The organism is Nonomuraea sp. JJY05 (assembly GCF_043496855.1).
Classification (GTDB): domain Bacteria; phylum Actinomycetota; class Actinomycetes; order Streptosporangiales; family Streptosporangiaceae; genus Nonomuraea.
The window spans coordinates 1-23,084 of sequence record NZ_JBIEIS010000031.1 but is presented as its reverse complement, the minus strand read 5'-3'; the positions used below and the strand labels follow the sequence as shown (position 1 = coordinate 23,084).

Genomic DNA, 23,084 nt, shown 5'->3' with positions numbered 1-23,084 from the left:
GCGTCCCTAGGCAGCGCCCATCGAGGCGCCTCCAGGCAGCGTTCGTTCAGGCGTCTCTGCGCAGTGCCCATTCGACGCCCGGGCAGCGGTCCATGACGACGTCGAGACCGGCGCTCAGGGCGCGTCCGGCGGCGGCCTCGTCGATCACGCCGAGCGGGAGCCAGATCGCCCTGGCCCCGGCCGCGATCGCCTCGTCCACCGACTCCCCGGCCAGCTCGGCGCGCCGGTACACCGCGACGACGTCCAGCGGGTCCGGCACCTCGGCCAGCGACGCGTAACCGGGCTCGCCCAGCACGGTCTCGGCGGCCGGATGGACGGGAATGACCCGTTTGCCGCGTGCCTGGAGCAGCCTTGCCTGGTCGTAGGCCGTGCGCTCCGGGTTGTCGCTCAGGCCCACGAAGGCCCAGTGCCGCGCCCCGTGAAGCAGTCGCTTGATGACGTCGCCGTCGGCGAAGCGGTTTCCCATGCTCGGCACCAACACGGCCCGCCCGCCGGAACTTCCCGCATTCATCTTCCGCTCAGCGGTTGCGGCGCTTTCAACGCCGTTGACCGCCACATATGGTTCGGGGCGTTGGAGAGCTCTCGCGACCGGGGCGGTCGCCGACCCGCTGCTGTCCCAGGGCAAGCCCGTCACCGCGTCGTCCGCCGAGAACGCCGGCACGCCCGCCTCGGCGGCCGTGGACGGCAACGCCGGCGGAGGGCCGTGCCCGGCCCGGTCTACGCGAGCGCCGAGTGGCGCCGGCTGTAGGCGAAGTAGATGATCAGCCCGATCAGGAACCAGACGGCGAAGCGCAGCCACGTCACCGGACTCAGGAACGTGATCAGCCAGATCGAGAAGAGCGCCCCGATGCCCGGCACCAGCGGCATCCCCGGCATGCGGAACTGGCGCGGCAGCTCGGGATGCCGGTAGCGGAGCACGATCACCGCCACGCACACGACCACGAACGCCAGCAGGATCCCGATGTTCGTCAGCTCGGCCGCCTCACGGATGGGCAGGAACCCGGCGATCACCGCCGACGCGACGCCCACGATCCAGGTGACCCGCGTGGGCACCCGGCGTACCGGGTGGAGCTTGGCGAACCAGTGCGGCAGCAGCCCGTCCCGGCTCATCGAGAACCACACCCGGGTGACGCCGAGCATGAACGTGAACATGACCGTCAGGATGCCCACCACGGCCCCCGCCGCGATCAGGGACGCGAGCCCGGGCAGCCCGACGGCGGCGAACGCCGAGGAGAAGCCGCTCTCGGGATCGATCTCCCGGTAGTTCTGCATGCCGGTGAGCACCAGCGTGGCCAGCACGTACAGGACCATGGAGATGGCCAGCGAGTAGAGGATCGCCTTCGGCATGTGCCGCTGCGCGTCCCGTGACTCCTCGGCCGCGGTGCTCATCGCGTCGTAGCCGAACACCGCGAAGAACACGGTGGCGGCGCCGGTGATCGCCCCGCTCACCCCGAACGGGAAGAACGGGGTGTAGTTGACCGGGTTGATGTAGAAGAAGCCGACCACGATCACCAGCAGCACGACGACGACCTTGATGGCCACCACGGACGTCTCGAACCTGGCCGCGGCGCGGATCCCGAGATTCAGCAGGAAGGCGATGAGCAGGCACAGGATCGCCGCGAACAGGTCCACCACGTGCCCCGCGCCGGTGCCCGGCGCGCCGAGCATCCACGCGGGCAGCGTGAAGCCGAGCTGCTCCACGAGGAAGCCGAAGTAGCCGGAGATGCCGATGGCCACCACTGCGACGATGGCGGTGTACTCCAGCAGCAGGTCCCAGCCGATGCACCAGCCGACGATCTCCCCGAGCACCGCGTACCCGTAGGTGTAGGCGGACCCGGCCTTCGGGATCAGGCCCGCGAACTCGGCGTACGAGAACGCGGCCGCGGCGCTGGCGATCCCCGCGATGATGAACGAGATGAGCACGGCAGGCCCCGCGGTCTGGTTGGCGACCGCGCCGGCCAGGGCGAAGATGCCCGCGCCGATGATGCCGCCCACGCCGATGGCGGTGAGCTGCCACAACCCGAGCGTCCTGGCCAGCTCGCCCTCGTGCTCGGTGGCGATGAGCTCCACCGGTTTGCGTCTGAAGACGCCTCCTGAAGTTGCCATGACGCCCCCGATACGACTATGTGCGTCCGTCCTGCCCACCAGGGCCGTCACTATGCGGAGGAGGCTTGACCTGCGGGATCACGGGCGCCGTGTCGGCGGTCGCGGCTCCTGCGCGGGCGCCCCGTGCCGCCCGTTCGCGAGGTGCTGCTGCAGCTCGATGTGCCGGAACTGGTAGTACGGCCCTTCCGTGCGCAACAGGCCCAGCCGGTGGGCGTCGTCCAGGAAGTCCATCGCCCGCAGCGGCAGGCTTCCCCGGGTGGCCAGGCGGGGGATCGTCAGCTTGTAGGCCAGCCAGGCATGGTGGCGGCCCAGGACGAGCCCGAACAGCAGCCCCAGCACCAGGCCGACCATGATCGCCATGCCCGTGGGGAGCCCCGAATACAGCAGGACGCCGGCGGTCGCGAACCCGACGACGAGTCCGCCGATGATCCGGATGGCGGTCAGGTTCCGGTCGGCCTGCCAGGTCGAGCGCGGGGATCTCGCGGTCAGCTCAGCGGTGGGGCTCTCGACCCAGCGGATCAAGCTGAGCAGGGCCACGAACCCGACGAAGGACAGCAGGCCGATCTGCACCGAGGATTTCAGGGCGAAGACCGGCTTGCCGCTCGCGTAGGCCATGAGCCAGCCGACGATGGCTCCCAGGGCTCCGACGATCAGCCCGTCCTGAAGGGCGGGGACGAGCTCGGCGAGCCTGCCGCGGAGGTGGAAGTCGGCGTGTCCCGGCGACTCGGTGAACCAGGAACCGATCAGGATCTCGGACACGAGAGCGGAGAACAGCCCGATCATCGCGCCCAGGTACGGCTCCCCTGCCAGCAGTCCGAAGCCCGCCCAGACCACGGCCCCGATCGCGACGGCGACCCCGGTCCGGACCGTGCGGCTGGGGGTGTAGCGGGCCAGATGCCACCACGCCATGTCGCGCACATCCTCCTGGTTGCGCGCGAGCTGGCGGGACAGGTACGTGAGCCAGCGATCGACCTGCTCCGGGGTCCACGCGTGTTGCGGCCGGAACGGCTGCGGCGGGCCGCCGGCGGGCGTGCGCGCGCTCACCAGGGCGGGGATGAGCTGGTCGCACAGATGGTCGTGCAGTTCGGCCGCGCTGCCGCGCCCCAGCTCCAGCAGCGGCGTCGGATCCACCCGCGGCGCGATGTAGGTGGCGCGGACCAGCCAGAGTCCCAGAGACGCCGAGGTGATCTCGGACATGGCGGGAACGGTGCCCTTGCGTAGCTCCGCCAGGACCTGGGGCCAGACGGGGTGGGGCACGGGGGGCAGGCACGCCTCCAGGTAGTCGGCCGCCGAGGCGGGGGACATGGGCTGTGGCTCGATGACCGCCGCCGCCCTGAGGGCGTCGCCGATCTTCTCGACGGACTCGGCGAACTGCTCCGTGCGGCAGGTGAGGATGAGCTGGTCGGTCTCGTACAGTGACCGGTTGAGCGCGGTGAGCATGTCGGCGCGGGCGGTCTCGGGCAGCTCGTCCAGCCCGTCGATGACGGGCAGCACCTCGCCCCGGGTCACGAGCGTCTCCGGGATGTCCGTGCCGAGGGCTTCCGCGCGCAACGCGGGGTAGTCCGTCGCCAGGCTCGCGGCCAGCCAGTCCTGCAGCCGCCGATAGACGCGGTCGTCCCAGCGAGCGGCCGACACCAGCACCGGGACGGGCTCCTGCGGCTCCCGCGTGCGCAGCAGTTCGAGCATGAGCTGCACGGCCAGGGTCGTCTTCCCGGTGCCCGGACCGCCCAGGATGACCAGCCGGCGGCAGCGCAGGGCGCGGAAGTTACGTGCCATGTCCGCGATGTGCACGTCCAGGCCGGGGAAGGCCACGGTGCCCTTGGCGATGATCTCGGGGCGGTCGGCGAGCTCGCGGTGCCCGGTCGAGTGCCAGGGCAGGGGCATGGGCTCGGGATCGCACAGCGAGCGCAGGACCGTCTCGTCCCGCCACTGCTGGGCCACCAGGCCGGCGAGGACATCCTTCGCGGTGGCGATCGCGGCGGACGTGGGCGCGGAGGCGACCGCGCCACGCTTGTGCCACCAGGACAGGAACTGCACCAGGCCGTTGCCCAGCCCGATGACGGCCGTCACAGCCGCCACGATCTGCGCGATTCCGGTGGGTATCCCCCATTCCTTAGGAAATCGGCCGACCACGGCCAGGATCACGGTAGCCAGAGCCAGGAGCAGAACGCCTAGCACTACTGACGTCTTGGCCTGGCGATTCTGCCAATATCGTGCGCCCATAAATCCAGTATGTGGGGATAAAGAGGCTGATAATTCTCCACGCAAGGTCGATAAAACGGAAAAACCATTCACCTCATTGATGGGACTGCCAATCGGGCGGCATGGATTCGGAAACCGTTCCCGCCGCGGCGGCCAGCCCCCGGCGGCCGGGCAGGACGAGGTTACCGTCGATGACCAGCATGAACCGCTCCAGGTCCGGCACGATCACGTGCACGGCGGTGATCCCGCAGGGGAGGACGCGCACCATGCGGTGGTAGGCCGGGTGGCCCCGCGCGGCCAGCGTCGCGGTCACTTGCCGCAGCTGGCTGCCGGGAGATCCGGCCGGCGCGGCGGCCCGCGGGAAGGGGACCGTGCGTGCCTCGTGCAGGGGGCCGGTGAGATCGAAGCGCCCGCACGCGTGCAGCGCGGGATGCGCCGCCAGTCCGGTCAGATCGCCGCGTACGGCGGCACCGGAGTGCGGCAGGCTCTCGCCGAGAGTGGTCTGGACGAGCTCGGTGAGGGCGCGCCAGACGGCATAGGCCGGGTCCAGCGAGGTCCCGCCGCCGCGCCGGTGCGGCTGCCGGGAGGTGGGAGCCGTGTACGCCAGCATCGTCGGCACGCCGAGGTCGCTGGTGATGTCGAGCAGGTGCACCGGTGACCCGGTCAGCTCTTCCGCCGTCGCGTACGCTCGCGCGAGGCCGGGCGGAAGCGTCCGCGGGTCGATCAGCGTGGGGCGGAAGCCGTTCCCGCTCAGGAAGGCCCGTATCAGGAGCAGGGAGAGGGCGTCCCGTTCGATCGCCTCGTTGACGGCGTGCAGCAGCGCCTCGGCGACGGTGACGCCGACGGCCGAGCCGCTGTTGCAGCTGTAGCGCATCAGATGGGCGTAGTCGCAGTCGTCCCCGGCCAGCTCGCGCAGCGGCGCGGCGCCGGTCTCGACGTACCAGGGAGCGGACAGGAACAGCGGTACCAGTGCCTCGGCGCGGCTTCGGGGAAGGGACGGCCCGCTGAGGAGGTGATAGCGCAGGCAGGCCATCCGCCGACCGGGCGTCCCGGCCAGCAACAGCGCGCAGGCCTCTCCGCGCAGCGGCCCCGTCGCGAGCGCGGCGGGCGTGACGGGCCGCACGGCGGCGGGGTCGAATCCGGCCGGGCCGGTGAGATAGTGCTCGACGGCCTCGAACAGCGCCCCCACGCGGGCCTCGTCCGGGCGTCCTTTGCCCATCCCGCACGCGACCGGCGAGATGCCTCCCTCGTCGCTGAGCAGGCGGCACCACCAGGCCGTCGGGTCGCGGCCGTCGCCCGCGTCCACGAGCTCCGCACGCAGGCCGAGCGCGGTCAGGGCCGCGGACGCCCGCCTCCCGGCCTCGTCCACCGGCACCGCCCGTTCCGTCTCACAGAATGGCCGCCCGGATTCCGGAAATTGATGCGGCCTACTGTCTGCCATCGCCGGTTGTGGCGGACAGCAGTTCGCGCAGCCGGTCGAGTTCGGCTTGGGTCAGGTGCTGGGTCTCGCGATCCAGCGACTCGACCGCCCCAAAGTCAGCGCCGTGTCCCATTGAGCCTCCCCCTTCCTTTCTTCCTTAATTGTAGCTCCACCTCTGCAAAAGCTTAGAAAGGCTATTTATGGACTTATTTACATATCAGGTCAGAGCGCCTGGGAGGCCCCGCCCCTCATCCGGAGTCCCAGGATCGTCACTCTCTGTCACATGGAGGCCGTTACGGTCACGAACCGTGTGCTGACAAAGAGTCAACCCGCCATTCGTGATGTTTCTTCGCATCTGTACCTTGAAGTACATCTGCCCCATCGGCATAGTGGACGGACCACAGGCGTGCCAGTCGTGGCGGACATTCTCGGGGTAGTGCCGGTTCGCGACTGCCCGGCGGCGCATCATCCGGTGCGCGGAATTGGACATGATGGATGAGTTCGCCCCCGCCGATCCGTACCAAGCTGCTCAGGATTCTCCTGCTTCCGCTGGTCTCCATGGTCGCCCTGTGGGGGTTCATCGCCTACTCCAGCGTTGAGGAGATCGTCACCGTCTCCCAGGCGCAGGACCGCTGGGAGGGCATCGGGTCGCCGGTGCTGCAGCTGATCGTCGAGTTACAGCGGGAGCGCCAGCTCTCGGCGGAGGCGGTCCGCGGCACCGGCTCGTACGAGCCGCTGGCCGAACAGCGGCGGGTCACCGACGGCAAGGCCAAGCGCCTGCGCGAGGTGATCAGCGCCCTCGACGTCGGCGCGGTGGACGGGGAGACCCCGGCCCAGGTGCAGGCGCTGCTGCAGGCGCTCGACGGGCTGCAGTCGCTGCGCGATTCGGCCGACGGTGGCGTGCTGGCCCCGCCGCTGACCATCATCGAGGCGTACAACAACCTGATCAGCGTCGCCAACGGGCAGTTCAACGACCGCGACGCGCTCAGCGACGTCTCGTCCTACCAGGCGGTGCGCGGCATGGCCGCCTACAGCGCCGCGGCCGAGTATCTGGGCCGTGAGCACGCCGTGCTCACCACCACGATCGTGCACCGCAAGATGACCCCCAGGGACCGGGCCTCGTTCGTCTCCGCGATGACCAGCCGCCGGCTCGTCTTCGCCAACGCCGAGCGCGACGTCGGCCCCCAATTGCGGGCGAACTACGACCGGCTGGTCGCCAGCGCGTCGTACAAGCGGCTGGTGGATGCGGAGGACCTGCTGTTCGGCTGGGACACCAGCGGCGGCGCGCCGCCCGTGGACCCGACCGTGTGGAAGCGCGACGCCGACGCCATCTTCGGCGCGATCAGCCGTGACACGCAGACGGAGCTGGCCCGCACCGCGGAGGAGGCGCAGTCCCAGAAGTCCGGTGCGTACTGGCGGATCGGCCTGGTCCTGCTCCTGGGCCTGGCCGCGGTGGTGGCGTCGGTGGCGCTGTCGTACCGGTTCGGCCGCTCGCTGATCACCGAGCTCAGCCGGCTGCAGGAGTCGGCCGTGGAACTGGCCGAGCGGCGCCTGCCCCGGCTGGTCGAGCGGCTGCGCCGCGGCGAGGACGTGGACCCGGCCACCGAGGCGCCCGGCCTCGACCGCGCCGACACCGCCGAGGTCGACCGGGTGGTGCACGCCTTCTCGGCCGTACGCCGTACGGCGGTCGAGGCGGCGGTGGGCCAGGCGACCCTGCGCAAGGGCGTCGGCCTGGTCTTCCTCAACCTGGCCCGGCGCAACCAGGCGCTGCTCCACCGCCAGCTCACGCTGCTCGACACCATGGAACGCCGGGTCGAGGAGCCGGAGGTCCTGGAGGACCTGTTCAAGCTCGACCACCTGACCACCCGCATGCGACGGCACGCCGAGAACCTGATCATCCTGTCCGACTCCGCCCCCGCGCGCCGCTGGCGCGACCCGGTGCCGCTGTTCGACGTCGTACGCGCGGCGGGGCTGGAGGTCGAGGACTACACCCGCGTCAGCGTCGTGCCGATGCCGAACGCCCCGCTGCTGGTCGGCCCCGCCGTCACCGACGTGATCCACCTGGTCGCCGAGCTGGTGGAGAACGCCACCGTCTTCTCCCCGCCCGACACGACCGTGCACATCCGCAGCATGACGGCGGCCAACGGCTTCGCGCTGGAGGTGGAGGACCGGGGCCTGGGGCTGAACCAGTCCACCCTCGACGAGCTCAACTCCAGGCTGGCCGACCCGCCGGAGTTCGACCTGGCCGACAGCGACCGGCTCGGCCTGTTCGTGGTGTCCAGGCTCGCGGCCCGGCACGGGATCAAGGTCTCGCTGCGCCGCTCGCCGTACGACGGGACGACCGCGATCGTGCTGCTGCCGGCCTCCCTGCTCGTCAACCTCCAGTCCCCGGCCGTCGTCGCGCCCGCCGCGGACCGTGTCGCCGCACACATAGCCAGGCCCATGCGCGCGCTCGGCACCGGGCCCGCCGAGCCCCGGCCCCGCGGGGTGGCCGTCGCCCCCGAGCCCTTCCCGCCCCTCGGGCCGGACGCGCCCGCCCAGGCGCCGGAGCGCGGAACCTGGTTCGAGGCGCCGCCGGCGCCGACTCCGATCATCCAGGCCGGGCCCGTGAGCGGGCCGCCGAGCGGGCCCTTGAACGGCTCCGCGAACGGGCTCACGGGTTCGTCCTCCAACGGGCTCGTGGTCGGACCCTCCAACGGGCTCGGGAACGGGCTCGTGGATGGACCTGCGGACGGGCTCGTGGACGGGCTCGTGGACGGGCTCGTGGACGGGCTCGTGGACGGGCCGGGCAGCGGGTCCGGCAGCGGGCCCGCCACTGGACCGATCCGGATTCCGACGCCGGTCCCCGGCCCCGCCACCCCGCCCGGCCCGCCCGCCGGCTGGAGTGTCACGGTGCCGGCCGAGGAGGCCGACGATGACCTCGACGGGCTGCCGATGCGGGTACCGCAGGCCAGCCTGGCTCCCCAGCTCCGCTCCGCCAGACGCGCGGACCGGCGCAGCACCTCGGCGCGCTCGCCGGAGGAGCTTGCACAACTCATGTCGTCCATGCAACGCGGCTGGCAGCAAGGCCGTCGCCAGGCAGAGCAGGGACAAGACGTGTGGAACCGAAAGGACGACCATCCCGATGCCCGACCCGAGAAGTGAACTGAGCTGGCTGCTGGACGACCTCACCCAGCGCGTCCCCGGCATTAGGCACGCCATCGTGCTGTCCGCCGACGGGCTGGCCATGGGCGGCTCCCGGAACCTGACCCGCGAGGACGCCGAGCACCTGTCCGCCATCTCCGCCGGCAGCCACAGCCTTGCCATGGGCGCAGGGCGGCACTTCGGCATGGGCGGCGTACGGCAGACGATCATCGAGATGGAGGACGGCTTCCTGTTCGTCACCGCGGCCGGCCAGGGCGCCCGGCTGGCCGTGCTGGCCACGGGCGACGCCGAGCTGGGCATGGTCACGTACGAGATGGCGCTCATGGTCAAGCGGGTCGGCGAGCACCTTTCCGCGCAGCCGAGGGGAGCGGCACCGGCACCCGCCTGGAACGGCGCAAGACCGTGACCGGGGAGGATCCCGGGCCGCTGCTCCGGCTCTTCGGGCTGACCGGGGGCCGGGCGCGTCCGCAGGGCGAGGCGTTCGACCTGGTGGCCATCGTCACGACGGCCGTCGGTTCCTACGAGCCCGCGGAGCTGCTCCCGGAGCATCGCGCCGTGCTGTCGCTGTGCCGGAAGCCCACGCCGGTGGCCGACGTCGCGGCGCACCTCAGGCTGCCGCTCAACATCACCCGGGTGATCCTGAGCGATCTGCGGCGAGAGGGCCTTGTCAGCATCGAGCGCCCGCGCCCCGCGGCGCAGACGATCGACGAACGCATCTACAGGGAAGTGCTGCATGGACTACGCAGCCTCTGAGCCGGGGACGACCGCGGTCGCCTCGGCCTTGGCCATCAAGATCCTCATCGCGGGCGGTTTCGGCGTCGGCAAGACCACCTTGGTCGGCACCATCAGCGAGATCCGGCCGCTGCACACCGAGGAGCTGCTGAGCGAGCGGGGCATCGGGGTGGACGACACCTCGGGTGTGGAGTCCAAGACCACCACCACGGTCGCGCTCGACTTCGGCCGCATCACCATCCGCGACGGGCTGTGGCTGTACCTGTTCGGCACCCCCGGGCAGGACCGCTTCTGGTTCATGTGGGACGAACTGGCCCTCGGCGCGCTCGGCGCCGTCGTGCTCGCCGACACGCGCCGCCTGGGCGACTGCTTCCCCGCGGTGGACTACTTCGAGCAGCGCGGCGTCCCGTTCGTGGTCGGCGTGAACTGCTTCGACGGCGCCCGCCGCCACGACCCGGCCAAGGTGCGGCGGGCGCTCGCGCTGAACGAGCGCATCCCGATCGTGCTGTGCGACGTCCGCGACCGCGCGTCGGTCAAGGAGGTGCTCACCACATTGGTGAAGTACGCGGTCGAAGGCGGATGACCCGCGCGGCGAACGGCTACGGGGCCTCGGGCGCGAGCGGGGGGACGGCGTTCCGCGCCCGATCGAGGGCCTGGTCGGGCCACCACTGGCCGGAGGCCGGGGTGACGATGCCGTACACCGGGTCGGCCGGTCCCGAGGTGCCCCGGGTGCACTGGCCGTTGGAGAATCCCGGGCTGTTGAGCCAGAGGAACGCGTCGGCCAGCGGCTTCCCGGTGTCGGCCGACGGCCGGGCGCCCGCGCCTCTGCCAGGGGGGTTGCACCATTCGTCTGGAACCGGGAAGCGCCCGGCGGGCGGTTGCCACTCGCCGGTCCCGTTCCTGCTCGTGTCGACGATGAAGTGCGGCAGGCCGGGCGCGTCGTCCGGCACGGCGGCCAGTGCCGCGTCGGCGCATGATGCGGTCCGCGCCGCCGCCCTCAGGTAGACGCACCTGGACAGCTTCGCGGCGTACGTGAGCGAGCGCCCGGTCGGCCGGTAGCCGACGGCGTTGACGTAGAAGCCGTCGGCGCGCATCGCCCCCGCGTTGACCAGCCGGTCGGCGATCTGTGTGAACGCGGGCCAGCCCGCCAGCCCGCCGTCGAGGTAGACGGCGGTGCGGGCCAGGCCGGTCAGGGTCTCCACGGCGTAGGAGAGATCGCCGTAACGCTGGACGGCGGCCGCCTCCCCGCCCTGGGGGCACTCGGGGCTGCCGGGGATGCGCGCCAGGCCGCTGGGCTCCAGGGCGACGACCGCGGGCCGGTTCCCGATGCCCTCGGCCACCGCGTCCATCCACGCCCGGTAGCCGGCGGTGTCCGGGGCGCCGCCGTTCCAGCAGTCACGTCCCGGGATGTTGTTGGTGACGAACACCGGGACGGTTCGCCGGCGTTCGGCCTGGGCGACCGCCTCGCGCACGGTGCGGGAGACGTCGGCGGGGGAGCCGCCGGCCAGCCACATCGCCTGGGGGACCTGCGACAGCGCCCGCATGACGGCGGCGTCGGCCGTCCTGCCCTGCGCCGACCACGTCCGCGCCTGCCGCGCCGCGTCGGTGTCCGGCTGCACGTAGAAGCGCACGCCGTCCGCGCGCAGCGGGTTCTCGCCGGGGAGCTGCCGCCACAGGGTGCCGGCCTCCTTCGCGATGGCGGGGTCCACCGGGTTCACCGCCGGGTTCACCGCTGGGTTCACAGCAGGGGGCACGGCGGGCAGGCCGGGGAGCAGGCCGGGTAGCAGGTACGCGCCCGCCGCCGCCACGGCCAGCGCGGCCGCCGCGGCGCCGCCCCACCGCCAGCGCCTGGACGCGACCCGTCGCCGGCCCCTGTGCGCCGGAGCGGCGCGGCCCCGGTCGGGGGTGGTGCGGCTCCGGTCCGGGGTGGAACGGCTGCGGTCCGGGGTGGTGCGGCCCTGGATCAGGGCGGCGCGGTCCTTCCCCGTGGCGGGGTGGGCCTGATCCGTGGCGGCGTGGCCCTGCTCGGGGACGGCGTGGGTCCGGCCCGAGGCGGTGGCGGCCGGGCGCGGCGCCCCGGACTTGTACGGGAGCCGGCCGCTCGCCCGGCGTCGCGGAGGGGGCCCGACCGGGACGAAGTCGGGCGAGAGGCGGAGCGTCGCGCCCTCGCCGAGCGCGTCCACGAGCTCGGCGGCCGTCGGGCGGGCCGCCGGGTCCTTGCTCAGCGCCCGCGCCACCAGCTGGCCGAGCACGCCGCCCAGCTCGGGGAGCAAGGGTTCTTCGTGGACCACGCGGTAGAGCACGTCGTGGCCCGCCCCCGAGCCGAACGGAGGCCGCCCGCTCGCGGTGAAGGCCATGACACCGCCCCAGGCGAAGACGTCGGAGGCCGGCGACGCCAGTCCGCGCACCTGCTCGGGCGACATGTACGCCGGGGTGCCCATCCTGGTGACGGAGAGCGTCGTGGAGTCGGCGACGAAGGCGAGCCCGAAGTCGATGACCTTCGGGCCCACGGGGGACAGCAGCACGTTCGACGGCTTGAGGTCGCGGTGGACGACGCCGGCCGCGTGGATGGCCCACAGCGCCACCGCCGTGCTCATGGCCAGTCCCTCGAGCTCCGAGCCCGACATCGGGCCCCGCTCCACGACCGCGCGGAACAGCGTCGGCCCCGGCACGTACTCGGTGACGACGTACGCCGTCTCGCCGTCCAGGTCGGCCGTGAGCACGGCGGCCGTCGAGAAGGGGGCGACCCGCTGCATGGTCGCGACCTCGCGGCGGAAGCGCCGCCGGAACTCCGGGTCGCCGGCGAGGTGCCGGTGGATGACCTTGATCGCCACGAGCCGCCGCGACCGGCTCTTCGCGAGGTAGACGATGCCCATCCCGCCCGAGCCGAGCCGGCGCACGATGCGGTGGCCGCCGAGCCGCCGCGGGTCGTCGCCGGTCCGCCCGTCCACCGCCTCGCCGCGTTTGGTGCCGTACGCCATCGCCCGCCCATCCCGACCCGACAGTCGACAGGAGGTACGGCCCGGGCGGCACGGGGGTTCAGGTGAAGGCGAGCAGGACCTTGCTCGACCGCCGGGCGTCGGCCGCCTCCTCGAACGCCGCCACCGCCGCGCCGAGCCCGAAGACGGACGTGACAATGGGCGCGAACCGCCCGGCCTCCCGGCTCATGATCGACAGGGCGGCCGGCATCTCGTGGTAGAAGCGGCTCGACCCCATCAGGGTCAGCTCGCGGGTGACCGCGAGGTGCAGCGGCGCGGTGACCCCGCCCGGGGGCAGGTGCCCCACGTTGACGAGGGTTCCGCCGGGGCGCAGCGCCTCGACGGCGGAGACGAGCCCGGCCTGGGAGCCGGAGGACTCGATCGCGACGTCGGCGGCGGGGATCGGCTCGCCGCGGTCCGCGCGTACGACGTGGGTCGCGCCCACCTGGAGCGCCAGCCGGAGGGGTTCGCCGAACACGTCGGTCGCCGTGACCGTGGCCGCGCCCGCGCAGGCGGCCAGGGCAGCGGAGAGCAGGCCGATGGGCCCGGCGCCGATCACCAGGACGTCGCGGCCCTCGACGCCGGAGCTCGGCCGGCGCAGGCCGTGGAGCGCCACCGAAGCGGGCTCGGCCAGCGCCGCCGTGCGCAGGTCGAGCCCCTCGGGGATCGGCACGAGGCGGCTCGCGGGCACGGCGAGGCGCTCGGCGAACCCGCCGTCCGTGTGCGGCGTCCGGGCGGCGCTGCCCAGATAGCGCAGCCTCTCGCAGAGGTTCTGCTCGTCGCGCAGGCAGTAGCCGCAGCGGCCGCACACCTGGGCGGGGTGCACGGCGACGCGGCTGCCCGCCGGCGGCCCCGAGCCGTCGGCGGCGGACTCGGCGACGATCCCGACCACCTCGTGCCCCAGGACCATGGGGGAGCGCAGGACGGCCTCGCCCACCTGGCCGCTGCGGTAGTAGTGGAGGTCGGAGCCGCAGATCCCGCCGTAGACGACCGTGACGACGGCTTCGTGCGGTCGCGGCGCCGGAGTGGGCCGGGTCTCGATCGTGAGGTGCCCGGGGCCGGTGACGACGAGGGCTTTCGCGTCCATTCAGATCACCGCCGTCATGCCGCCGTCGAGGCGCGCCGCGTCGCGGCCGTGCGGAGCCGAGCACCTCGGCGCCTGGCGCGCTGGACGGGCGGCAGCGCATTCATTACGAGAAATACTCATAAATATCAGAACTATCTGTATGGGTATTGTTTTTCTCCGCCTTGGCCGCATAAAAGCGTAACCGCAGGTCTTTGGGGCGCTTCAGTGTGATTCATTACCCCCCTACGCTGTCCCCGTTCCACTTACGGCGAGGGGGATGACGTGCTCGGAATCGACACCTGCCTGGCGGAGGTCATGTCCATACCGGGGGCGCTGGATGCCATGCTGCTCGACCACACCAGCGGCATGGCGGTGGCCTTCAGCAGTGCCTCGGGCGTGGACGCCGACCGGTCGGCCGCCGCATTGACCGAGGCGCTGCGGGCCACGACCGACGGTCTTGCCCGTGCCTGCCCGGGCGAGATCGTACGGATCGACGACATGCTCGTCACCACGGACAAGGGGCATCATCTGCTCCGGCCGCTGGAGACGGTCTTCGAGGGGCCGTTGGTCATCTACGTACGCCTTGACCTGGAACGATCCAACTTGGCCCTGGCTCGCCACCGTCTGCGGTCGGTCTCCAGCCAGCTGACGACGTGAGTCATGACCAGGCTCGACGCACTCCTGGCCGGGCTGGCGCGCGAGCGTTCGACGGGCGCGCTCCGGCTCGGGAGGAACGGCACGATCTTCCTCCACGACGGGCGCGTGACGTACATGGAGTGCGCCCAGACTCCGGGCGTCGAGCGCCTGCTCACGGCCAGGGGCCGGATGACGGAGGCGGCGCTGCGCGGGCTCCAGGCGGACGGCGGCTGCGCGCGGCTCCTCGAGGAGGGACCGCTCACGCCCGGCGAGCTGCAGTTCGCGGTGCTGGGTACGGTCCTGGACGCGGCCTTCTTCCTGCTGCCGATCAGCGGGACGCGGCCCAAGTTCCGGCCGGGGGAGCGGCACTGGCTGGGCGGCCAGTGGTTCTTCGAGGTGGCGGGGCTGGTGCGGGAGTGCGCGCGGCGGCGGGCGCACCTCGCCGAGATCTGGCCGTCCGCGGACGTGGACACGCTGCCGGTGCGGCCGGTGCCGTGGCTGCCGGGGCACGGGGTGACGCTGACCCGGGTCCAGTGGGAGGTGATCGTCGGGGCCGACCACAAGGCCACGCCGCTGGAGCTGGCCAAGCAGCTCGGCCGGTCGGGCTACGCGGTCCTGCTGGCGGTCAGAAGGCTGGCGGCCGCCGGCCTGCTCGCCCCACCCGACCCGGGCCGCACCGCCCTATCCGCTCCGGGCCGCGCCGCTCCAGGCGACCCAGGCCGCGCCGCTCCAGGCGACCCGGGCCGCACCGCCCTGCCCGCTCCGGGCCGGGCCGCTCCCGCCGACAAGCGGCCCAAGCATGCCGGGCCCGCCGAGCCCGATGAGGCCGCCGACGGCGGTGGAGCGCCGGGAGCCGGGCTGCCGAAGCGGGCGCGGCACCCGTACGGGCGACCGCCCCACGATCCCGGGACGGCGGCCCAGCCGCTCGGCCCGCCCGTGACCGGAGACCCGACCGATCTGGCGCTGCTGATGCGGCTCAAGAAGGCGCTCGAGGAGCTGGCGTGAGGTTCCCCGTACTCAGGAGGAGGCCACCGGTGGAGCTGCGGAAAGAGGTTCTGGAGGAAATGACGCTCCTGCGCGAGCGCACGCCGGACGTGAGCGGCAGCGTCGCCTGCACCGTGGACGGCATGCAGATCGCCTGCGACCTGGAAGGAGACCGCGGCGAGCAGGCCGCGGCGCTGTCGGCGGCGCTGCTCGCGATGAGCAGGCGGATGCTGACCATGACCGGCCAGGGCGCCCTCGAGGAAACGCTCATCTCGGGCACCGCCGGCTTCGTGGCCTTCTACGCCGCCGGCCCCAACATCGTCCTCACAGTCCTGGCCAAGCCCGGCGCGAACGTCGGGCTGCTGCGGCTGGAGGGCAGGAAGACGGCCGCCGGAGTGGCCGCCGTCGCAGCACGTAGGCACTGAACCCGTCACCTGGCAGAAAGGGAGGAAGCAATGGCCAGCATGGACGTCTCGCTCAAGGAGATGATGACGATCGACGGCGCCATCGGAGCGGCGATCGTCGATCACGGCAGCGGCATGGCGCTGGGCACCCTCGGCGGCTCCAAGGACCTGGACCTGCAGGTCGCCGCCGCGGGCAACACGGAGGTGGTCAAGGCGAAGCTCCGCACGATGGACTCGCTCGGTCTCAAGGACAGCATCGAGGACATCCTCATCACGCTGGGCGGCCAGTACCACATCATCCGGCCGATCACGGGGCGCGGAGGGAAGGGGCTGTTCCTCTACCTGGCGCTCGACCGTGGGCGCGCCAACCTGGCGCTGTCCAGGCACCAGCTCCGGGGCATCGAGGAGAAACTGGAGGTCTGACCCGGACCCTCGGGTGGCCCGCCCCCGCTCGACGGCGGGCCACCCACCCTCACGCACCACGGCCCGGTCCGTATTGAAACGGGTTGCAGTTGTTCCTAGGGTGGGGTCATGATCCTGGACCGCTTCCAGATCGGCGGCGCCGCGGCCGTGGTCACCGGCGCCGGCCGGGGCATCGGCGCGGCCACCGCCGTCGCCCTCGCCCAGGCCGGCGCGGACGTCGCGATCTGCGCCCGCACAGAGGACCAGCTCCGCACCATCGCCGAGCAGGTAGAACAGGCCGGCAGGCGGGTCCTGGTCGTCCCCGCCGACCTGACGCTCCCGGGCGCCGCCGAGGACCTCGCAGAGCGGGCCGCGGCCGCCTTCGGCCGCCTGGACGTGGTCGTCAACAACGTGGGCGGCGCGATGCCCCGCGCCTTCCTCGACACGAAACGCAAGCACCTCGAGAACGCGTTCCAGTTCAACGTCGGCGTGGCGCACGAGCTGACCAGGGCCGCCGTCCCGCACCTGCTGAAGGCGGGCGGCGGCGCGGTCGTGAACGTCTCCTCCGCCGTGGGCCGCGTGGCGGGCCGCGGCTACCTGGCCTACGGCACCGCCAAGGCGGCCCTGGCGCACTACACCCGGCTGGCCGCGCTCGACCTGGCCCCCGCCGTTCGGGTCAACGCGGTCGCCGTCGGTGCGGTGGCCACCTCCGCGCTCGACATCGTCATGAACGACGAGGGTCTGCGCGCCCAGATGGAGCAGGCCACGCCGTTACGGCGGATCGGCGAGCCGGAGGACGTCGCGGCGGCCGTGCTGTACCTGGTCTCCCCGGCCGCCCGTTACGTGACGGGCAAGGTGCTCGAAGTGGACGGCGGGATCGACCGGCCCAACCTCGACCTCGGGCTGCCCGACCTGTCATGACTTGGTGAGGACGTAGGCGCGGCCGGGGTCGATCCCGACGGTCACGTTCGTCCCCTCCGCCAGCAGGCCCTGCGGATCCGGCCCCGGCACGGTCACCACCAGGGTGCCCGAGGCGGTCTCCACCTCGTAGTCCACGCTGTGCCCGTGGAAGGCGGCCCGCAGCACCGAGCCGGTCCCGCCCTCGGCGGCCGGGCGGAGCGACAGCGTCTCCGGCCGGACCATGAGGTAGGCGGCGGCGTTCACCTGCACCTCGGGGTGGGCCGCCACCGTCATGGTCCGCCCCAGCGCCGTGACGACCGCCCCGCCCGCGTCCATCCGCTCGGGCACGACCTCGACGAAGTTGGCCCGGCCGATGAAGTCCGCCACGAACACGGTCGCCGGGCGGAAGTAGATGTCGGCGGGGGTGGCCGCCTGCTCGATCCGGCCCCTGTTCATCACCACGACGCGGTCCGACATGGTCATCGCCTCGTCCTGGTCGTGGGTGACGTACAGGCTGGTGATGCCGAGCCGGCGCTGGATGCGGCGGATCTCGGCGCGCATGGCGCCGCGCAGCTTGGCGTCGAGGTTCGACAGCGGCTCGTCGAACAGCAGCACCTCCGGCTGCATGACGAGGGCGCGGGCCAGGGCGACGCGCTGCTGCTGGCCGCCGGACAGCTCGTGCGGGGCACGGTTCTCCAGGCCGACGAGGTTCATGCTGGTGAGGGCGATCCGGAGGGCGGTGTCGGTCTCGTCCTTGGCCCGGTGCCGGGTACGCAGGCCGTAGGCGATGTTCTCGCCCACGGTGAGGTGGGGGAAGAGGGCGTAGCTCTGGAACACCATGGCCATCGGGCGGCGCTGCGGCGGCAACCCGTCGATGACCTCGCCGTCCAGCCGCACGTGCCCGCTCGACGCCTCCTCCAGGCCGGCCACGATGCGCAGCGTCGTGGTCTTGCCGCAGCCGGAGGGGCCGAGCAGTGTGATGAACTCGCCGGGCGCCACGTCGAGCGTGACCGTGTCGACCGCGACCACCGGGGTCCTGGCGCGGCCCAGGAACGCCTTGGTCAGTTTGTCCAGGTGGAGGCGCCCCCTGCGGGTCTCGTCCGTCATCGTTCCTGCCTTCCGGGGGAGCGGTGGAGCGTGGCGGAGCGCCCGACGAGCAGCCGGATGACCCCGAAGCCGGCCAGCACGATCGCGGTCAGCACCGTGCAGTAGGCGAACGCGACCCCGTAGCGGCCGGTGTTGGCGGCGCTGAGGATCTGCGAGGTGATGATGTGCGTGCCCGGGGTGACCAGCAGGATGATCGTCGAGACGGAGGTCATGCACCGCGCGAAGCCGTAGCTGAGCCCCGTCAGCAGCGCCGGGCGGATCAGCGGCAGCGTGACCTTGCGGAACGTCCGCAGCGGGCCGGCGCCGAGGTTCCTCGACGCCTCCTCCAGGCTCGGGTGCAGCTGCGACAGCGCCGCCGTGCCCGTACGCAGCCCGGCCGGGACGGAACGGACGACGTACGCCAGCACGATCGCCAGCGCCCCGCCCGCCACCGCGCTGCCGCCCACCAGCCCGGGCAGGACCAGCAGGTCGCCGGCGTACCGGGCGGGCCGGTAGGCCAGCACGTAGCCGATGCCGAGCACCGTCCCCGGCACGGCCACGCCGAGCGTTCCGGCGAAGTCCAGCCAGCCGCCCGTGCGCCCCAGCTGCCGCACCGCGAGCCAGGCGATGAGCAGCCCGAACCCCCCGGCGACCGGGGTGGCGATCGCCGCCAGCAGGGTCGTGTCCGTCAGCGCCTCCCGGCCCACGCCCAGCAGCACCTCGCGCAGGTGCGTGAACGTGAGCGTGTTGTCCACGCCGAACACCCGCGTGACCCCGCCGGCCACCATGGTGCCGTAGAGGCCGACGATGACCAGCGCGACCAGCACCGCCAGGGCGAGGACGGGCCAGCGCACCCAGCTCGTGACCGGGTGCACGCTGCCGGAGGGCCTGCCGGTGATCGTGGTGCGGACCTTGCGGCCCAGCCAGTACCGCTGCGCCACGAACACGCCCACGGACGGCACCAGCAGGATCAGGCTGTAGACGGCCGCGCCCGTGGTGTCGTACTCGCCGGTCACGGCCAGGTAGGCGCGGCTGGCCAGCACCGTGTAGTCGCCGCTCACGACGAGCGGGTTGGCCAGGTCCGCGATGGCCTCCACGAACAGCAGCAGGAACGGCGCCGCCAGCCCCGGAGCGAGCAGCGGCAGCATGACGGTCCTGAAGACGCGCCACCGGGACGCGCCCATCGTCATCGCGGCCTCCTCCATGGCCGGGTCGAGCCCGCGCATCATGCCGAGCAGCCCCAGGTACGCCACGGGGAACAGCGACAGCGACTGGACGAACACCAGCCCGTCCAGCCCGTAGACGTCGTACTCGACGCCGAGCAGGTCGTGCGTCACCATCCCGCGCCGGCCGAACAGCACGATCGTGGCCGTGGCCACCGCGAACGGCGGGCTGACCACCGGCATCAGCGCGACGAGGTGCAGCAGCCGCTTGCCCGGCACGTCCAGCCGGGTCTGCACGAAGGCGAACAGGAAGCCGATCGCCGTGCCGCACAGGCCGACCAGCACGCCGAGGACGAGCGTGTTCCAGAGGATCCGCAGGTCCACCGGCGAGGTGAAGAACCGGGCGTACCGCGGCCACGCCTCGGCCGACAGCGCCGAGGCGAGCACCGTGCCGAGCGGGAAGACGCTGCCGGCGAGGACGAGGACGACGCAGGCGGCGATCGCCAGCGCCACGCTCGCCTCGCGGCGCCGCCTGCGCCGCGCCCGCGAGGGCCGCGCGGGCGGAGAGTCGACGAGGGCGCTCATCTGGGGGCCTTCGCGATCTCGGCGTCGAAGCGCCGGGTCAGGTCGAGCTTGCGGGCGCCCGCGGCGCTGCTGTCGTAGTCGACGAGCTTCAGCGCGGCCAGGTCGGCGGTCTTGTCCGACCGCTTCGCGGCCGGGTTGGTCGGCGCCTGGTACGAATGGACGGTCGGCCCGATCTCCTGCGCCGCAGGGGTCAGCGCCCAGTCGATGTACTTCTTCGCGCCGGCCACGTTGTGCGCCCCCTTGACCATCGCCACGCCGCCCACCTCGTAGCCCGTCCCCTCGGCGGGGAAGGTGACCCGCAGGTCGGAGAAGCCCTGCTCCCGCGTGGCCACGCAGTCGTGGGAGAACACGATGCCCACGCCGATCTCGCCCCTGGCGGCCTGCTGCGCGGGCGCCGCGCCGGACTTGCTGTACTGCAGCACGTTCGGGTGCAGCCGCCTCATGTACGCCAGCGCCCCGTCGTCGGCGCCCCCGTGCAGCACCACCTGGGTCCACAGCGCCGTGTACGCGGTGCCGGACGTGGAGGGGTGCGCGATGCCGACGTTCTGCTTGAGAGCCGGGTCCAGCAGGCCCTCCCACGACGTGGGCGCCTGCAGGTGCTTCTCGGCGAGGATCTTGGTGTTGTCGCAGAAGCCGAGCACGCCCACGTACACGCCGGTCCAGGTGCCGTCGCGGTCCTTGTACCGGTCGGGGATGGCGGCGGCGTTCGGCGAGACGTAGTCCTGCAGCAGGCCGTCGTCGGCCGCCGCAGCGTACCCGTCGGCCGGGCCGCCGTGCCAGACGTCGAACTCCGGATCGGCCCGGCCCGCCTTGATCCGGGCGAGGGCCTCACCGCTGGACAGGCGGACGAACTCCGCCGGGACCCCCGTCTCGGAGGTGAAGACGGAGGTCGTCGCCGCGCACCACTCCTCGGTGGCGCCGCACGCGACGACCACCTTCCCGGCGTCGGCGCTCGCCGCTCCGGGTGCGTTCGTGCACCCGCAGCACGCGAGCGCGAGGGCGGCGCCGATCGACAGGACCGGACGTGAACGAGCAAGAGGTGAAGCCATCGTCGACCTCCTGGAGCGGCTGAAGGGTTGCCATGCCGCAAAGCTAGGCCGCGGGGCGGGCCCCGCCGGTGACAGCGCGGTGAGCGTCGGTGACGGCGCCGTCACCCACCAATCGGGCCGGTCGGGCATCATGTAGCCGGCGCCGCGCACCGTCTGCACGTACGAGGCGGCGTCGAGCGCCTCCAGCGCGGACCGGAGCCGGTAGACGGTGGATTTGACCACGTCCCGGCCGCCCGTCAGGTTGGTGGTGCCCCACACCTCCCGCAGCAGGTCCTGCCACGACTGCGGGGTGCCCCGCCGCGCGGCGAGGTGGGCGAGCAGCTTGCACTCGGTGTCCGTCAGGGTCAGCCGCCGTTCGCCGATCGTGACGGTGTGCTGGGCGGCGTCGATGACCAGGTCGCCGGCCCGCAGCAGCGTGGGGCCGGTGTAGCGGCGCAGCACGGCCCGCGCCCGCAGGACGAGCTCTCTCGGGTGGAACGGCTTGGTCACGTAGTCGTCCGCCCCCCGCTCCAGCCCGGCGATGACCTCCTCGGGCCGGGAGAGCGCGGTGACCAGCACGATCGCGACATTGGGGTACTTGGCCTTGATCATCTCGCAGAGGGTGAGCCCGTCCAGCGCCGGCATGAGCACGTCGAGCACGACCAGGTCCACGTGGCGGGTGCGGAGCAGGTGCATGGCGGTGGCGCCGTCGTGCGCCTCGATCGCCTGGAAGCCCTGCGTCGCGAGCGCGAAAGCGATGATCGCGGTCATCTGGGGTTCGTCGTCGACGACGAGCGCGGTGAACATGGGGCTCTCCCTAGCCTGGCAGCGTGAACAGGAAGGTGGTGCCGTGCATCGACGTGGTGTCCACCATGATGGCCCCGCCGTGCAGCTCGATGATCGTCTTGGTGATGACCAGGCCGAGCCCGGTGCCGTCGGCCAGCGGGCGGCCGGTCACGAACCGGTGGAACAGGCGCCGTCGCTGCTCCCTGGTCATCCCCGCGCCGTCGTCCGTGACGTACACCGCGATCCCCGTGTCGATGACGGCCACCCGCACGTCGATGCCGCCGCCCACGGTGGTGAACCGGCTGGCGTTGGACAGCAGGTTGGTCATCGCCTGCACGATCAGCATGGGGTCGGCCTGGATACGCGGCGTGACCTGCGGGGTGTCCAGGGTGATGCGCTGCTTGCGCTCGGCGCACAGGGCCCGCATGGCGATCACCACGTCGCGCGCCACGACCGAGACGTCCACCTGCTCCAGCCGCGGCGTGAACAGCCCCGCCTCGATCTTCGCCTGGGTGAGCAGGCTCTCGCACAGGGCGATGACCTGCGCGCACTGCCGGTCCACGATGGCGATGAAGCGCTGCTGGTCCGGGGTCAGCGGCCCGGGGCTGCCCTCTCCCAGCAGGTCCGCCGCTCCCTTGATCATGCTGAGCGGCGTACGCAGCTCGTGGCTGAGCGCCGTCACCTGCTCGGCCCGCCGCTCCACCAGCTCGCCCAGCCGGGCCAGCTCGGCCTGCTGGGCCGCGGCCGCCCGCCGCATGGCGGCGACCGCCAGCCCGGCGCCGCCCAGCAGCCCGGCGAACGCCGCCGCCGCCGGCCACGCCCCGGCCGGCACCGCCGCCACCGCGCCGGCGATCCCGATCACGCCGGTCAGCAGGGGTAATCGCGGCGACCTGGCGATGCCGGACAGCTCCTTCCATCGCATCTACGCGTCACCTCGCCGAAACCTGCAACGTCGTGAACAGGATGACGTGCGCCGCCCGTCCCGCGCCAGAACCGTCGCCCCCGCCCAGCCGGTAGGTGCGGCCCAACCCCGCCCACGTCGCCGGCCGCATCATGGATGTGCTCGCCCGCACCCCGAGCGGTGGTGTTGAAGTTGACGATGACTAGGGGGATATGCCATCCTGAAGCGGGAGCGAGGTTGACAACTATATTAAATGTTGCCATCCATGTCCCTTTCGGTTTATGCTGCCATTCCGTGCTGCCTCATGTCCCGGTGAAATGCCGGGCGCTTGGCATGCGCGCATTCGGTCCGCCGTCAGCTCCCGGAAGGACATCTGTTGGCAGCCTCGCGCAACGCCTCCGCCGTACCCGCTGGTCCCCGTCGCGTGTCATTCGCGCACATCCAGGAGCCCCTCGAAGTTCCTGACCTTCTCGCTCTGCAGACCGAGTCGTTCGACTGGCTGCTCGGAAACGAGAAGTGGAAGGCCCGGGTTGAGGCGGCTCGCCAGGCCGGGCGCAAGGA

The 23,084-nt window shown here is 72.2% G+C and carries 21 protein-coding genes; 10 read left to right on the top strand and 11 right to left on the bottom strand.

Annotated features, from left to right (window positions below; all coding sequences use genetic code 11):
* Positions 1 to 46 precede the first annotated feature (46 nt).
* The 5 genes from ACFKCF_RS39125 to ACFKCF_RS39105 all read right to left on the bottom strand — a co-directional run bounded on the left by ACFKCF_RS39125 (position 47) and on the right by ACFKCF_RS39105 (position 5,861).
* Positions 47 to 466, bottom strand: coding sequence for a CoA-binding protein (locus ACFKCF_RS39125; RefSeq protein WP_394500354.1), 420 nt, complete (start codon positions 464 to 466; stop codon positions 47 to 49).
* 251 nt (positions 467 to 717) lie between these two features.
* Entirely contained in the window at positions 718 to 2,106 is a 1,389-nt protein-coding gene (locus ACFKCF_RS39120) for an amino acid permease (protein ID WP_394500353.1), read from the bottom strand.
* A 78-nt stretch (positions 2,107 to 2,184) separates the two neighbouring features.
* The gene (locus tag ACFKCF_RS39115; RefSeq protein ID WP_394500352.1) at positions 2,185 to 4,176 is read right to left on the bottom strand and encodes an NACHT domain-containing protein; all 1,992 of its coding nucleotides are present in this window, start codon (positions 4,174 to 4,176) and stop codon (positions 2,185 to 2,187) included.
* Between the two features lie 226 nt (positions 4,177 to 4,402).
* On the bottom strand, positions 4,403 to 5,683 hold the full coding sequence (locus ACFKCF_RS39110) for a YcaO-like family protein (protein WP_394500351.1): 1,281 nt from the start codon (positions 5,681 to 5,683) through the stop codon (positions 4,403 to 4,405).
* Between the two features lie 52 nt (positions 5,684 to 5,735).
* The gene (locus tag ACFKCF_RS39105; RefSeq protein ID WP_394500350.1) at positions 5,736 to 5,861 is read right to left on the bottom strand and encodes a hypothetical protein; all 126 of its coding nucleotides are present in this window, start codon (positions 5,859 to 5,861) and stop codon (positions 5,736 to 5,738) included.
* A gap of 362 nt (positions 5,862 to 6,223) precedes the next feature.
* On the opposite strand from ACFKCF_RS39105, the gene ACFKCF_RS39100 reads away from it, so the two are divergent.
* Genes ACFKCF_RS39100 through ACFKCF_RS39085 form a run of 4 tightly spaced genes read left to right on the top strand, consistent with a single transcriptional unit; the run spans position 6,224 to position 10,187 of the window.
* Positions 6,224 to 8,872 carry a nitrate- and nitrite sensing domain-containing protein gene (locus ACFKCF_RS39100; RefSeq protein ID WP_394500349.1) on the top strand — a complete coding sequence of 883 codons (2,649 nt, stop codon included), beginning with the start codon at positions 6,224 to 6,226 and terminating at the stop codon, positions 8,870 to 8,872.
* A complete protein-coding gene (locus ACFKCF_RS39095) occupies positions 8,853 to 9,278 on the top strand; it encodes a roadblock/LC7 domain-containing protein (RefSeq protein ID WP_355389461.1) in 426 nt (141 codons plus the stop codon). The genes ACFKCF_RS39100 and ACFKCF_RS39095 overlap by 20 nt, the downstream gene beginning before the upstream one ends.
* Positions 9,275 to 9,625 carry a DUF742 domain-containing protein gene (locus ACFKCF_RS39090; RefSeq protein ID WP_394500348.1) on the top strand — a complete coding sequence of 117 codons (351 nt, stop codon included), beginning with the start codon at positions 9,275 to 9,277 and terminating at the stop codon, positions 9,623 to 9,625. Before ACFKCF_RS39095 ends, ACFKCF_RS39090 begins: the two co-directional genes overlap by 4 nt.
* Complete coding sequence (locus ACFKCF_RS39085) at positions 9,606 to 10,187, top strand: ATP/GTP-binding protein (protein ID WP_394500347.1); 582 nt, start codon at positions 9,606 to 9,608, stop codon at positions 10,185 to 10,187. Before ACFKCF_RS39090 ends, ACFKCF_RS39085 begins: the two co-directional genes overlap by 20 nt.
* A gap of 16 nt (positions 10,188 to 10,203) precedes the next feature.
* On the opposite strand, the gene ACFKCF_RS39080 is transcribed toward ACFKCF_RS39085, so the two are convergent.
* Complete coding sequence (locus ACFKCF_RS39080; RefSeq protein ID WP_394500346.1) at positions 10,204 to 12,585, bottom strand: glycoside hydrolase family 6 protein; 2,382 nt, start codon at positions 12,583 to 12,585, stop codon at positions 10,204 to 10,206.
* Positions 12,586 to 12,643: 58 nt separating this feature from the next.
* A complete protein-coding gene (locus tag ACFKCF_RS39075; RefSeq protein WP_394500345.1) occupies positions 12,644 to 13,669 on the bottom strand; it encodes an alcohol dehydrogenase catalytic domain-containing protein in 1,026 nt (341 codons plus the stop codon).
* 261 nt (positions 13,670 to 13,930) lie between these two features.
* Between ACFKCF_RS39075 and ACFKCF_RS39070 the strand changes: the two genes are divergently transcribed.
* The 5 genes from ACFKCF_RS39070 (at position 13,931) to ACFKCF_RS39050 (ending at position 16,995) form a co-directional block, all read left to right on the top strand.
* A complete protein-coding gene (locus tag ACFKCF_RS39070; protein WP_185072500.1) occupies positions 13,931 to 14,305 on the top strand; it encodes a roadblock/LC7 domain-containing protein in 375 nt (124 codons plus the stop codon).
* Positions 14,306 to 14,308: 3 nt separating this feature from the next.
* The gene (locus ACFKCF_RS39065) at positions 14,309 to 15,289 is read left to right on the top strand and encodes a hypothetical protein (protein WP_394500344.1); all 981 of its coding nucleotides are present in this window, start codon (positions 14,309 to 14,311) and stop codon (positions 15,287 to 15,289) included.
* A 29-nt stretch (positions 15,290 to 15,318) separates the two neighbouring features.
* The gene (locus ACFKCF_RS39060; protein ID WP_394500343.1) at positions 15,319 to 15,693 is read left to right on the top strand and encodes a roadblock/LC7 domain-containing protein; all 375 of its coding nucleotides are present in this window, start codon (positions 15,319 to 15,321) and stop codon (positions 15,691 to 15,693) included.
* A gap of 30 nt (positions 15,694 to 15,723) precedes the next feature.
* Complete coding sequence (locus tag ACFKCF_RS39055) at positions 15,724 to 16,095, top strand: hypothetical protein (protein ID WP_394500342.1); 372 nt, start codon at positions 15,724 to 15,726, stop codon at positions 16,093 to 16,095.
* Between the two features lie 108 nt (positions 16,096 to 16,203).
* Complete coding sequence (locus tag ACFKCF_RS39050) at positions 16,204 to 16,995, top strand: SDR family oxidoreductase (RefSeq protein ID WP_394500341.1); 792 nt, start codon at positions 16,204 to 16,206, stop codon at positions 16,993 to 16,995.
* Here ACFKCF_RS39050 and ACFKCF_RS39045 read toward each other — a convergent pair.
* The 4 genes from ACFKCF_RS39045 to ACFKCF_RS39030 are packed head-to-tail and all read right to left on the bottom strand — an operon-like array spanning position 16,990 to position 22,544.
* Entirely contained in the window at positions 16,990 to 18,081 is a 1,092-nt protein-coding gene (locus ACFKCF_RS39045) for an ABC transporter ATP-binding protein (protein ID WP_394500340.1), read from the bottom strand. The genes ACFKCF_RS39050 and ACFKCF_RS39045 overlap by 6 nt on opposite strands.
* Positions 18,078 to 19,808: an ABC transporter permease gene (locus ACFKCF_RS39040; protein ID WP_394500339.1), complete on the bottom strand. Its 1,731-nt coding sequence runs from the start codon at positions 19,806 to 19,808 to the stop codon at positions 18,078 to 18,080. The genes ACFKCF_RS39045 and ACFKCF_RS39040 overlap by 4 nt, the downstream gene beginning before the upstream one ends.
* Positions 19,805 to 21,643, bottom strand: a complete 1,839-nt coding sequence (locus ACFKCF_RS39035; RefSeq protein WP_394500338.1) for an extracellular solute-binding protein — start codon at positions 21,641 to 21,643, stop codon at positions 19,805 to 19,807. The genes ACFKCF_RS39040 and ACFKCF_RS39035 overlap by 4 nt, the downstream gene beginning before the upstream one ends.
* A 10-nt stretch (positions 21,644 to 21,653) precedes the next feature.
* Positions 21,654 to 22,544 carry a sensor histidine kinase gene (locus ACFKCF_RS39030; protein WP_394500337.1) on the bottom strand — a complete coding sequence of 297 codons (891 nt, stop codon included), beginning with the start codon at positions 22,542 to 22,544 and terminating at the stop codon, positions 21,654 to 21,656.
* 355 nt (positions 22,545 to 22,899) lie between these two features.
* Between ACFKCF_RS39030 and ACFKCF_RS39025 the strand changes: the two genes are divergently transcribed.
* Positions 22,900 to 23,084 (top strand): hypothetical protein (locus tag ACFKCF_RS39025; protein WP_394500336.1); only part of this gene is annotated, 185 nt, incomplete at its 3' end.